Here is a 12,306-nt window from a genome sequence, read left to right on the forward strand (position 1 = left end):
GTGTTGAACGAGGCGTTTAGCCTCAGTGACTGCCGATGTCGGTGCGGTCGAGGGTGTGCTGCGACGTGGCGGGCGCTTGATCTTCATCGATCGGGAAACTTGTGGCCCACGAAGGAGCATGCGGACAATGACGTCAAGACTTTCAGGCAGAACCGTGATCATCACCGGCGGCGCATCCGGCATCGGTGAGGCGATCGCGCGCGGCTTCGCCGACGAGGGGGCTCACGTGGTGATCGCCGACCTCAACGCGGAGGCGGCGAATGCCGTTGCCGAGTCGATCAGCGACTCCGGCGGGTCGGCGCTCGCGGTGCAGGTCGACATCACCGACCGGGAGCAGGTCCGCGCGGGCATCGCCGCAGCGGTCGAACGCTTCGGACGGCTCGACGCCTACTTCAACAACGCGGGGATGAACGTCCCCATGAAGTACCTCGACGTGACCGAGGCGAACTTCTCGAAGATCCTCGAGGTGAACGCGCTCGGAACCCTGATCGGGGCGCAGGAGGCGGCCAAGCAGTTCATCGCCCAGGGCGGCGGCGGCAAGATCGTCAATACCGCGTCGATCGCCGGCCGCACCGGATTCCCGAGCTTCGCGCCCTACTCGGCGGCCAAGGCGGCCGTCATCTCGCTGACGCAGGCGGGCGCGCGCGCACTCGCGGAGCACGGCATCACCGTGAACGGGTTCGCTCCGGGCGTCGTGGCGACGCCGCTCTGGGAGAAGCTGGATCAGGACCTCGAGCGCATCGGCGAGGGGGACGCCGGCTTCGACTCGATGGCCGGGGACATCCTGCTCGGGCGCCCGGCGCAGCCCGCGGATATCGTTCCGACCGCGATCTTCCTCGCGGCTCCCGACTCCGACTACATCACCGGTCAGATCGTTCCGATCGAGGGCGGGATGATCCTCGTATGAGCGGCTCGAGAGTGGTGCTGGTTACCGGGGCCGGCGGGGGTATGGGGCGCGAGGTCGCGGCCCGCTATGCGGCGCTGGGCGACCGCCTGGTGCTCGTGGATCTCGCCCAGGAGGGGCTCGACCGCGCTGCCGAGGCACTGCGGTCCGAGTGGCCCGAGGCCGACCTGCTCCTCCTGCCCGCCGATGTCTCGCGCCCGGAGTCGGTGCGGCAGGTCGCGGAGCGCGTGCGGGAGTGGGCGGGTCGCGTCGACGTGCTCGCGCTCCTCGCCGGTGTGCTGCAGCGGGCCAACAAGGTCACCGAGATCGACATCGACGAGTGGGATCGCGTGAACAACGTGAACGTCCGCGGCGTGTTCCTGATGGCCAAGTACCTGGTGCCGCTGATGCCGACCGGAGGGGGATCGAGCATCGCGACGATCGCCTCGTGGTACGGGCACTCCGGGCACGGCTACTTCGCCGCCTACTGCGCGTCGAAGGCCGGTGTCATCAGCCTGACCCAGAGCCTGGCCGACGAGTTGGCGGAGGACGGGATCCGGGTGAACACCGTCTGCCCGGGCAACATCGACACGCAGATGCACCGTGACGCGCTCGCCGCCGAGGCTCGGGAGCGCGGGATCACCTTCGAGGAGATGAAGGACATCGAGTGGTCCAAGATCCCGCTGGGAATCGCCGGGCCCCCCGGATCGATCGCAGACGCGGTCGAGTTCCTGACCTCGGAGAAGGCGAGCTACATCACGGGTGCGTCGATCGACGTCAACGGGGGCGTGCTGTTCCACTGACGGCGGAGTCCGGGGGCGGGACGCCCCCGGATCTCCCCTCGGGGCGAGACATCGGCGAGGCATCGCGCGGTGAAGAAAACCGACCGGGTGGCCGGTTGGCTGAGAAGGGATCAGAGAGGATCCGCAAGATGGCGAAGAACGAGATGGCCTCGCTGGCCGTGGCAGCCGCGGAGACCAGCTCCGAGGAACTGCTCGAAGCCTTTCGCGGCATGGTGCGGATCCGCGCGTTCGAGACGATCGTCTCCCGGGAGTACGCCGCAGGCAGGATTCCCGGGTTCGTGCACGTCTCTCTCGGGCAGGAGGCGACCGCGGTCGGGGCGTGCCTCCGGCTCGACCGGGACGACATGATCACGTCGAACCACCGGGGACACGGGCATTGCCTCGCCAAGGGCCTCGATCCCCTCGGGATGTTCGCCGAGCTCTACGGTCGCGCCGAGGGCACCGTCGGCGGACGGGGCGGGTCGATGCACATCGCGGATCCCGAGCTCGGCATCCTGGGCGCGAACGGGATCGTCGCCGCCGGTCTGCCGATCGCGGCGGGTGCGGGCCTCGCCGCGCAGCAGCTCGGCGACGGCCGGGTCGTCGTGTCGTTCTTCGGGGACGGCGCCGTCTCCCAGGGCCTGTTCCACGAAGCCGTGAACCTCGCGTCGCTGTGGTCGCTCCCGGTCGTCTTCTTCTGCGAGAACAACGGCTACGCGGAGTTCACCGCCGCGGAGGACGGGCACCCCGCCACGCTCGAGCAGCGCGCCGCTGGGTATCGCGTCCCCTATCTCGGCGTCGACGGAGGCGATGTCGCGGCCGTGATCGCAACCATGGAGATCGCGACCGGCCACGCTCGTGTCGGCGGGCCGGTCATCGTGGAGGCGCAGACGGTGCGCTGGCACGGGCACTACGAGGGCGACCAGCAGAAGTACCGCGAACCCGGACACCTCCGTGCGGGCCTCGACGTGGACTGCCTGGAGATCACCAGGCGGCAGCTGACGGAACTCGGTGTCGAGCCGAGTGCGATCGAGGAGATCGAAGTCGGCGAGCAGCGGGCCGTTGCCGAGGCCGCGGAGCGGGCTCACGCGCTGGCGGATCCCGCACCCGAGACCGTCGGAGACTATGTCATCGTGCCGCGCCGCACGCAGGTCTCCGAGGAGGTCGAGCCGACGGGCGAACCGATGAAGTACCTGGCTGCCATCCGGCTCGCGATCCGCGACGAGCTCAGCGCGGACCCCAGCGCCGTCTTCGCGGGCATCGATGTGGCGGCGGGCGGCGGCGTCTTCGCCGTCTCGCGCGGGCTGGCGGAGTCCTTCCCGGATCGGGTGCTCGATACGCCGATCTCGGAGTCGGCGATCCTGGGGGTCGGGATCGGCGGTGCGATGGCCGGTCTGAATCCGCTCGTGGAGATCATGTACCTCGACTTCATCGGCGTCGCATTCGATCAGATCCTGAACCAGGCGGCGAAGCTGCACTTCATGACCGCCGGCCGTGCGCAGATGGGGCTCACGATCCGGACCCAGTTCGGTGCCGGGCGCTCAGCCGGCAGCCAGCATTCGCAGAGCCTCGAGGCGCTGCTCGCGCACATCCCCGGACTCACCGTGGTCATGCCGTCGACCTCGGCCGACGCATACGGCCTGCTGCGCAGTGCCATGCAGGACCCGAACCCGGTGGTCTTCATCGAGAACCGCATGCTCTACGGTCGTCGCTCGCCCGCGCCCGCGCCCGGTGCGCTCGTCCCGATCGGGGTGGCCCGGATCGCGCGGCCGGGCACTCAGGTGACCGTCGTCTCGTACTCGCGCGTGGTGCTCGAGTGCCTCGAGGTCGCCGAGCGGCTCGCCGAGGAGGGCATCAGCGTCGAGGTCGTCGATCTGAGAACGGTGTCGCCCTGGGATCGCGACGCGGTGCTCGATTCGGTGCGGCGGACCAGCCGGCTCGTCATCGTGCACGAGGCGGTCATCGACTTCGGGGTGGGCGCGGAGATCGCGGCGACGGTGGCGAAGGACGGGTTCTGGTTCCTCGATGCCCCGATCGAACGGGTGGGCGCCCGGTTCCAGCCGGCTCCGTACGCACCGGTCCTGGAGCAGGAGTGGCTGCCCGGCCACGACGACATCGCCGCGGCGATCCGGAGAACGGTGAGTATCTGATGGCCGACGCGCAGTTCGAGGACGGTGAACGATGATCGAGGCGACGTGGCACGGGCCGCACGCGTCGCGCGTCGCCGATGCGCGGGGCAGCACCATCCCCCAGAGGTTCCGCGAGGCGGTCGAGAGCGACCCCGACCGGGAGTTCGTGATCGACGGCACCCACCGGCTGACGCTGGCCGGACTGGCCGTGGAAGCGGCCCGGTGGCAGGAGAGGCTCTCCGCTCGAGGGATCGGGATCGGAAGCCTCGTTTCGATCCAGCTCCCGAACTGGTGGGAGACTCTCGCGGTCACCTATGCAGCCTGGGGGATCGGGGCGACCGTCAACCTCCTCACACCGATCTACCGCGACCGGGATCTGCAGGTGCTGTTCGAGATGCAGCCGCCGGACGCGGTCGTCGCGCCCGCCGAGCATCGCGGCACCGATCACGCGGCGATGATCGCCGGAGTGCTGCGGCGCAGCTCGATCGAGGCCGTGGTGCTGGCGGTGCGATCCGGCGAGGCCGAGCCCCGGGACCCCGGCCCCGCCTCGGCGGCGGACTACCGGGTCGCGGCGGGCAGCCCCGATGACGTGTGCCTGCTGATGTACACCTCGGGGACGACCGGCCGGCCCAAAGGCGTCCTGCACACCCACCGCTCCTTGCTCGTGGAGGCGCAGTCCATCGCCGAGGTGTTCTCCCTCTCCGGCGAACGCGTCTTCATGCCGTCGCCGGTCACCCACGTGACCGGGCTGCTGTACGGCATGATCATGCCGGTGCTGACCGCGGGTGGAGTGGTGCTCCTCGACCGCTGGGTACCGGAGACCGCACGTCGGCTGATCGAGGCCGACCGCTGCGCGATCACCGTCGCGGCCACGCCGTTCCTCCGGGGACTCGCCGATGCCTATCGCGAGGCCGGGACGCCCTCGGCGCTGCGGCACTTCCTCTGCGGCGGGGCTGAGATCCCCGCGGCGTTGATCGCGGAGGCGGAACGGGCCATGGGAACCGAGGTGTCGAGAACCTACGGGTCCACCGAGTTCCCCACCCTGTGCACGGTGCACCCGGGCGCGGCTCCGGAGATCCGGCACCGCACGGACGGCACCGTCATCGGGGCGGCCCGGGCTCGGATCGCGGGCGGAGCCGCGGTCGGCACGGGCGAGCTCGAGGTCGCCGGACCGGAGATGTTCGCCGGCTACCTCGACGCGACCGACAACGAGGACGCGTTCACGGCCGACGGCTGGTTCCGCACCGGCGACCTCGCGAGTCTCGGGGCTGACGGCTCGGTGACCATCGTGGGCCGGGTCAAGGACCTGATCATCCGCGGCGGGGAGAACATCAGCGCCAAGGAGGTCGAGGATCTGCTGCTCCAGTTCGCGGAGGTGCGCGACGTGGCCGTCGTGGGATACCCGGACGAGGTCATGGGCGAACGGGTCTGCGCCGTGGTCGTGAGCAGTGATCCGGACCTCCGCCTCGCGCGGGTGCTGCGTGGGCTGACGGAGCTCGGCATCGCGATGCAGAAGATCCCCGAGGCACTGCTGCTGGTCGACGAACTGCCGCGCACCGCCTCCGGGAAGGTGCCGAAGTTCGAGGTGCGCGCCCGGGTGCGCGCGGAGCTCTGGAGCGGCGCGGTCGAGACGCGGATCCCGCCGCAGACGACGTTCCCGGACCGACACCCGGACGTGACGAACGAGTGACCCGTCGGCCGGAATCGGCCGACGGCAGATGAGTGAGAGAGAGGAGTCGCGAATGCGACAGGAGATCGAATTCCAGAGCAACGGGGACACCGTGCGCGGGTGGCTCTACACCCCGGACACCGGCGAGGGGCCGTTCCCGACCATCATCATGGCGGGCGGGTGGTGCTATGTGAAGGAGATCGTGCAGCCGCACTACGCCCAGATGTTCGCCGAGAACGGGTTCGCCGCGGTGCTGTTCGACTATCGGAACTTCGGCGACAGCGACGGGCAGCGGCGCCAGCACATCGACCCGGACATGCAGATCGAGGACTACCGCAACGCGATCAGCTACGCCGAGACGCTCGAAGAGGTCGACGCCGACCGCATCGGAGTGTGGGGGCTCTCCTACAGTGGTGGGCACTCGCTCGTGCTCGCCGCGATCGACTCGCGAGTGAAGTGCGCGGTCTCCCAGATCCCGGTCGTGGACGGCTACCTCAATATGCGCCTGAACAACGGCACGGTGAACTTCCGTCGGCTCGAACGGGCGATTCTCGAGGCCCGGCGGCTCCGCTTCGCCACCGGTGAGGACACCATGGTGCCCCACTTCACGCTCGACACCGAGCGTGAGATCTCCGCGTGGCCGTTCCCCGAGGGATACGAGGTGTTCGGCACGTTCCAGAAGACCGTGGCGCCGAACTACCAGTACGAGGCCACGCTCGAGTCGGTCGATCTCCTCATGTCGTACAACGTGAAGCCGTTCCTGCCCCGCATCGTGAACACCCCGACGCTCGTGATCGTCGCCGAGCAGGACGACATCACGCTCTGGGAGGAAGAGATCGCCGCCTACAACGCGATCCCGACCGCCAAGAAGAAGCTCGTGGTCATCGACAAGTCGGATCACTTGGCGCTGTACAGCAAGCAGACGCTGCTCCTGCAGTGCGCTGCTGCGGCCACCGACTGGTTCCTCGAGCGGTTGATGCCGCTCGACCAGTCCGCGTGAGGCCGCCGTCGGGATCGGGAGAGGAACGCATGGAACACGCAGGGGAACGGCGAGCGGAGTGCCGCCGGTTCGACGGACAGGTCGCGGTGGTGACCGGAGCGAGCCGGGGCATCGGGCTCGCGACCGCGGCGCGGCTGGCTGCGGAGGGCGCGTCCGTGTGCATCACCGCGAGGAGCGCGGCCGGTCTGGAGCGCGCGCTCGCAGCGCTGCCCGACGGACGCGCGATCGCCGTTTCGGGGAAGGCCGATGACCCGGAGCACCGGGCCGAGGTGCTCGAGGCCGTCCAAGCGCGATTCGGGCGGCTCGATGTGCTCGTGAACGCCGCCGGGGCGAACCCGGCCTACGGCCCGCTCGTGGACCTCGATCACGGGGCTGCCCGGAAGACGCTCGAGGTCAACGTGCTGGCGGCGCTCGCCTGGGTGCAGGAGGCCGTCCGGCACGACGGGCTCGGGTTCCGGGCGCGGCGCGGCCGGGTCGTGAACATCTCGTCGTCGACCGCCGAGACGCCATCACCGGGGATCGGTCTCTACGGCGTGGCGAAGGCCGCGCTGAGTCACCTGACGCGCACCTTGGCGGCGGAGCTCGCGCCCGAGATCCGGGTGAACGCCGTGGCTCCGGCCGTCGTGCGAACGCAGTTCGCCGCGGCGCTCTACGCCGACAACGAGGCCGAGGTGACGGCCCGGTACCCGCTCGGTCGACTCGGGGAGCCCGCGGACATCGCCGCGGCCATCGCCTACCTCGCCTCCTCCGACGCGGACTGGGTCAGCGGGCACGTGCTCACGCTCGACGGCGGACTGGCCGCCGTCGGTGGAACCGCCTAGGAGGAGACGAACCGATGCCGAACCCCGCACCGACACCCGCGGACTGGACACCCGAGCGGGTGGACGATCTCCGCCGCCGCACCCGCGCCTTCATCCGCGAACGGGTGATCCCCCGAGAGCTCGCTCCCGGGGTCCACATCGACGAGGAGCTGCGAGCGCTGCTGCAGGCCGAGGCGCGGGACGCCGGGGTCTTCGCCCCGCAGGTCCCGCTCGAGTTCGGCGGCCTGGGCCTGCCCATCGCGGAGTGGTCGCCGATCTTCCAGGAAGCGGGATACTCGCCGCTCGGTCCCCTCGCCCTGAACTGCATGGCGCCGGACGAGGGGAACATGCACATGCTGCGCGAGATCGCCACGCCGGCGCAGCAGGAACGGTACCTGCGCCCGCTCGCCGCCGGGGACACCCGGTCGTGCTTCGGGATGACCGAGCCGCATCCCGGTGCCGGATCCGATCCGTCCGCTCTGCGCACCGTCGCCGTCCGCGACGGAGACGCCTGGCGCATCAGCGGCGAGAAGCGATTCAGCAGCGGCGCGTTCGGCGCCGGCTTCGCGATCGTGATGGCGCAGACGGTCGAGGCCGGCACGTCGGGCGCGACCATGTTCCTGGTGCCGATGGACACCCCCGGAGTCCGGATCGGCGGGGCGCTGCACACCATCGACCGGGCCATCATAGGAGGCCATCCCCACGTGCACTTCGACGACGTGCTGGTGCCGGGTGAGGCCGTGCTGGGCGAGGTCGGGCAGGGGTTCCGGTACGCCCAGGTCCGTCTCGGTCCGGCCCGGCTCACGCACTGCATGCGCTGGCTCGGGCTCGCCCGTCGGGCGCACGACACCGCACTCGATCGCGCGGCGAGCCGGGAGCTGTTCGGCGCGCGACTCGGGGATCTCGGCATCGCGCAGGGCATGCTCGCGGACTCCGTGATCGACATCGAGACCTCCGATGCGATCATCGCGCGGACCGCGGAGCGGCTCGCGTCCGACCCGCGCGCCGGTACCGCGCTGTCGTCGGTCGCCAAGGTCCACTGCTCGGAGGCCATCGTCCGGATCGTCGATCGATCGATGCAGCTCCTCGGCGGGGAGGGCGTCTCGGAGCACCTCCCGCTCGCGAGCTTCTTCAACGAGGTGCGACCGTTCCGCATCTACGACGGCGCGAACGAGACCCAGCGCTGGGCGATCGCACGACGGGCCGCGGCATCGCGTGCGCGGGAGCGGGCGGCGGGGGAGCCCGCGCGGGACGTGCTGCGCGAGTTCGAGGTGCACGATGACTGAACGCGGGCCGGATGAGCTGTTCCACCGGAGCCGAGTCGCGGCATTCCTGGAAGAGCACGGGATCGGCCGCGGACCGGTCGATGCGGATCGGATCGGGGACGGGCAGTCCAACGTGACGTTCCGGGTCCGGGGCGGGGGTCGGGATCTCGTGCTGAGACGTGGCCCGCGCCCACCGCTGCCGAAGTCGACCCACGACATGGTGCGAGAGGCGAGGCTTCTGCGGGCGCTCGCGCCGAGCGGGGTCCCGGTTCCCGAGGTCCTCGCCGTCTGCGAGGATCCCTCGGTGCTCGGCGTGCCGTTCTACGTCATGCCGTACTCCGCGGGGGAGATCCTCACCGAGGACGAACCGCTCCCCTGGCGCTTCCCCGCCGTCCGCCGGCTGGTGAGCGAGCAGGTGGTCGACACCCTCGTCGGCCTGCACGAGGTCCCCGTCGGGAGCGGCCCGCTCGCGGAACTGGGACGCCCGGAGGGATATCTCGAACGTCAGGTCCGTCGGTTCGGGGCGCTGTGGGAGGTGAACAGCCGTCGCGACGTGCCGCTCGTCGCCGAGCTCGGCGCCTGGCTCGCCGCGCGCACTCCGTCGCCGCAGCGGGCCGGGATCGTGCACGGCGACTACCGGCTGGGGAATCTGATGTTCGGCCCCGCGGGGCTCGGCGACCCGCGAGTGACGCTGGTCCTCGACTGGGAGATGGCCACCCTCGGCGATCCGCTCGCCGACCTCGGGTATCTCATGGCGACGTCGGCGGAGCATGGGCGGCCGGGATCCGTGATGCAGCTCAGCCCGGTCACCGCGCTGCCGGGCTATCTGCGACGGCACGAGCTCGCGGAGCGGTACGCGACCCGCACCGGTCTCGACCTCTCGGGGATCGACTGGTACCAGGTCCTGGCGCTCTGGAAGGCGGCCGTCTTCTGCGAGGCGATCTACTCGCGGTGGCTGGCCGGTGAGCGGCCCGGCGACACGACCTTCGCACCCCGGCTGGAGACCGGCGTGCTCGATCTGCTGGAGCAGGCGCACGCACTCGTCTCCCGGTGATCGGGCACGATCTCCGCTGCGCCACTTGTGTTTACTCTGAGTGAATGCGTAGAGTAATGGTTGACACTCGTGCAACGGCGCCGGGTGCGTGAGGAGTGGTAGCGTGACGGAACCGTTGAGGATCGGCGTGCTCGGAGCCGCCCGGATCAGCGAGGATTCGCTGTTCTCCCCGGCCGAGGATATCGGGGCCCGGATCGTGGCCGTGGCCGCCCGTGATCCGCGCAAGGCTGCGGACTACGCGCGCGCCCACGGCATCGAGCGGGTCGTCGAGGGGTACGACGCGCTCGTGAGCGACCCCGAGGTCGAGGCGGTCTACAATCCGCTGCCCAACGGCCTCCACACGCCCTGGAACCTCGCCGCGATCGAGGCCGGGAAGCACCTGCTCGCCGAGAAGCCGTTCGCGAGCAACCTGCCGGAGGCGATCCGCGTCAGCGAGGCCGCCGCACGGCGCCCGGAACTCGTGGTGTTCAACGGGTTCCACTACCGATATCACCCGGTGTTCCTCCGGTTCCTCGAGCTGCTCCGCGCCGGGGAGATCGGCGAGGTGCAGCGGGTGCGGGTGGTCATGACCGTCGATGTGCCCGACCTCACCGACATCCGCTGGTCCTGGCCGCTCGCGGGCGGGGCGCTGATGGACGTGGGGTGCTACTGCGTGAACGCGATCGACGTCGTCGCGGCGGAGTTGGGCGGGTCCGCGACGTTGCGTTCCGCGCGGACCGGGCGCCTGGAGGGCACGGATCCGCGCATCGACGCCTGGGCCGAGCTCGTGTTCGAGCTGCCCGGGGGCGTGGAGGCCGTCGCGGAGCTCAGCCTCATCGGCCCGCGCAGCTTCACGCTCACCGCGGTCGGTTCGCGCGGCTCGATCCACCAGTCCAACCTGAGCTACGTGCACACGGACGACCGGCTCACGATCACGACCGCTTCGGGGACCCGGGTGGAGCGCCTCGGCCTGACTCGGAGCTTCACGTATCAGATGCGGGCGTTCCGGGACGCGATCCGCCACGGCGGCCCCTATCCGACGACCGCGGCCGAGGCGGTGGAGAACCTGCGGACGATCGACGCGGCCTATGCCCTCGCGGGGCTTCCGCCGCGGATCTCCGCCGGCACGGGCTGAGGCCGGGTCGCGCACCGCATCCCCGAAGACATCGAACACCCATCATCCAAGGAGAAAAGACTGATCATGAGCGGACGGCTGGCAGGAAAGGTGGCACTCGTCACCGGGGCGGGCAACGGCATGGGGGAGGCGATCTCCCGGCTCTTCGCGGCAGAGGGGGCCTCGGTCGCGCTGACGGACATGTCCTTGCGGGGGGAGGAGGTGGCCGAGGAGATTCGGAACAGCGGCGGCACGGCCGAGTTCTGGCAGATGAACGTGACTGATGAGCTCGGGGTCGCCGCAGTGTTCGCCGCGGTCTTCGAACGGTTCGGCGCGCTCAACGTACTGATCAACAACGCCGGGATCTCGGGACCGACCGAGGCGGTCGAGGACGTCGAACTGGAGGACTGGAAGACCGTCTTCTCGGTGAACGTCGGCGGGCCCTTCCTGTGCACCAAACACGCGATCCCCTACCTGCGGCGCACGCCCGGCATGACGAGCATCGTGAACACCTCGTCGATCTACGGACTCATCGGGAACGCCGATGTGCCGATCTACCACACGACCAAGGGGGCGGTCCGGATGATGTCGAAGACGGATGCCATCACCTATGCGCCCGAGGGGATCCGCGTGAACTCGGTGATGCCGGGGACCATCCTGACTCCGCTCAATCTGGAAAAAGGCAAACTGCTGCCGGGCGGGGTCGATGCCTACCTCGAGAAGATGCGGGCCGAGCACCCCCTCGGCGTCATCGGGGACCCTGAGGACGTGGCGTACGCCATGCTCTATCTCGCCTCCGACGAATCCAAGTTCGTCACCGGTACCGAGATCGTGGTCGACGGCGGGTATACGGCGCAGTAGCGGTCCGCGGTCCGGGTCAGTCGCGGGTGTGTGGTCCGGGTCAGTCGCGGGGGTACTGCCAGAGCTCCAGTTGCACGCCGTCCGGATCCCGGAGGTACGCCCACTGGGATCCTGTCAACGCGCCCTCGGTCAGGGCGACCGGGGGCGCGTTGAAGACGGCGCCCCGCTCCTGCAGCGTGCGGTAGGCGGCATCCATGTCGTCCACCTGCAGGCAGACGTGTGTCGCGCCGACATCGCAGTTCCGGAGCGAGAACTCCGCGCCCTCCGGTTGCGTGTACTCCAGGAACTCGAGGTGCACTGCACCGATCTGCACCATCGAATAGTCGAGTACGGCGCCGGGTACCTCGACTCCCGCCTCCAGGTCGGCCCCTTCATTGTGGTTCACCGGCCCGGGCTCCAGGCCGAACATCCGGGTGTACCACTCGAATGAGCGACGCATGTCCCGCACGGTGATACCGATGTGGTGGACGCCCTCGACGGTGAATGACATGGGAGCTCCTTTGCTCGACGCCAGAATCTAGACACTCACACTACACATCATTTACTCAAAGTGATCAAGGTCAACGCGCCAGATTCTCACCATTTCCAGGAATCGCGGGAAAATTCGCCGCGAAATGAGGCGTTCGGGGTGTGCGGCGTACTGATGCAACACGCGTAGAGTTTAGTTATAGTGAACAATTGAACGATGGCCGCCGCCGCTGGTGCCGGTCGACGGGCCGCGCGGGGTGGGACGCCCGCCCCGAAGCCGCGGCGAACTCAAAGGAGAGCAC

At 69.5% G+C, this 12,306-nt stretch carries 11 protein-coding genes; 10 read left to right on the forward strand and 1 reads right to left on the reverse strand.

What is annotated here, in order from left to right; genetic code table 11:
* Positions 1-127 precede the first annotated feature (127 nt).
* The 10 genes from AMS65_RS06060 to AMS65_RS06105 all read left to right on the forward strand — a co-directional run bounded on the left by AMS65_RS06060 (position 128) and on the right by AMS65_RS06105 (position 11,536).
* Entirely contained in the window at positions 128-907 is a 780-nt protein-coding gene (locus AMS65_RS06060; RefSeq protein WP_053383233.1) for an SDR family NAD(P)-dependent oxidoreductase, read from the forward strand.
* Entirely contained in the window at positions 904-1,686 is a 783-nt protein-coding gene (locus AMS65_RS06065; RefSeq protein ID WP_075200864.1) for an SDR family NAD(P)-dependent oxidoreductase, read from the forward strand. Before AMS65_RS06060 ends, AMS65_RS06065 begins: the two co-directional genes overlap by 4 nt.
* A 128-nt stretch (positions 1,687-1,814) precedes the next feature.
* Positions 1,815-3,815 (forward strand): alpha-ketoacid dehydrogenase subunit alpha/beta, encoded by a 2,001-nt coding sequence (locus tag AMS65_RS06070; protein ID WP_206541967.1) that lies wholly within the window; start codon positions 1,815-1,817, stop codon positions 3,813-3,815.
* Between the two features lie 31 nt (positions 3,816-3,846).
* Positions 3,847-5,484, forward strand: a complete 1,638-nt coding sequence (locus AMS65_RS06075; RefSeq protein ID WP_053383235.1) for an AMP-binding protein — start codon at positions 3,847-3,849, stop codon at positions 5,482-5,484.
* A 52-nt stretch (positions 5,485-5,536) separates the two neighbouring features.
* Positions 5,537-6,463: an alpha/beta hydrolase gene (locus tag AMS65_RS06080; RefSeq protein ID WP_053383236.1), complete on the forward strand. Its 927-nt coding sequence runs from the start codon at positions 5,537-5,539 to the stop codon at positions 6,461-6,463.
* Positions 6,464-6,492: 29 nt separating this feature from the next.
* On the forward strand, positions 6,493-7,284 hold the full coding sequence (locus tag AMS65_RS06085) for an SDR family oxidoreductase (protein ID WP_053383237.1): 792 nt from the start codon (positions 6,493-6,495) through the stop codon (positions 7,282-7,284).
* 14 nt (positions 7,285-7,298) lie between these two features.
* Positions 7,299-8,549, forward strand: coding sequence for an acyl-CoA dehydrogenase family protein (locus AMS65_RS06090; protein WP_053383238.1), 1,251 nt, complete (start codon positions 7,299-7,301; stop codon positions 8,547-8,549).
* Entirely contained in the window at positions 8,542-9,582 is a 1,041-nt protein-coding gene (locus tag AMS65_RS06095) for a phosphotransferase family protein (protein WP_053383239.1), read from the forward strand. Before AMS65_RS06090 ends, AMS65_RS06095 begins: the two co-directional genes overlap by 8 nt.
* Positions 9,583-9,685: 103 nt before the next feature.
* Positions 9,686-10,696: a Gfo/Idh/MocA family protein gene (locus tag AMS65_RS06100; protein ID WP_075200865.1), complete on the forward strand. Its 1,011-nt coding sequence runs from the start codon at positions 9,686-9,688 to the stop codon at positions 10,694-10,696.
* 66 nt (positions 10,697-10,762) lie between these two features.
* Positions 10,763-11,536 (forward strand): SDR family NAD(P)-dependent oxidoreductase, encoded by a 774-nt coding sequence (locus tag AMS65_RS06105; protein ID WP_053383241.1) that lies wholly within the window; start codon positions 10,763-10,765, stop codon positions 11,534-11,536.
* 40 nt (positions 11,537-11,576) lie between these two features.
* Here the strand turns inward: AMS65_RS06105 and AMS65_RS06110 are convergent, their stop codons facing one another.
* A complete protein-coding gene (locus tag AMS65_RS06110; protein WP_053383242.1) occupies positions 11,577-12,026 on the reverse strand; it encodes a VOC family protein in 450 nt (149 codons plus the stop codon).
* Positions 12,027-12,306: the final 280 nt, after the last annotated feature.

The sequence above is a fragment of the Leucobacter celer subsp. astrifaciens genome, assembly GCF_001273835.1.
Taxonomy (GTDB): domain Bacteria; phylum Actinomycetota; class Actinomycetes; order Actinomycetales; family Microbacteriaceae; genus Leucobacter; species Leucobacter celer.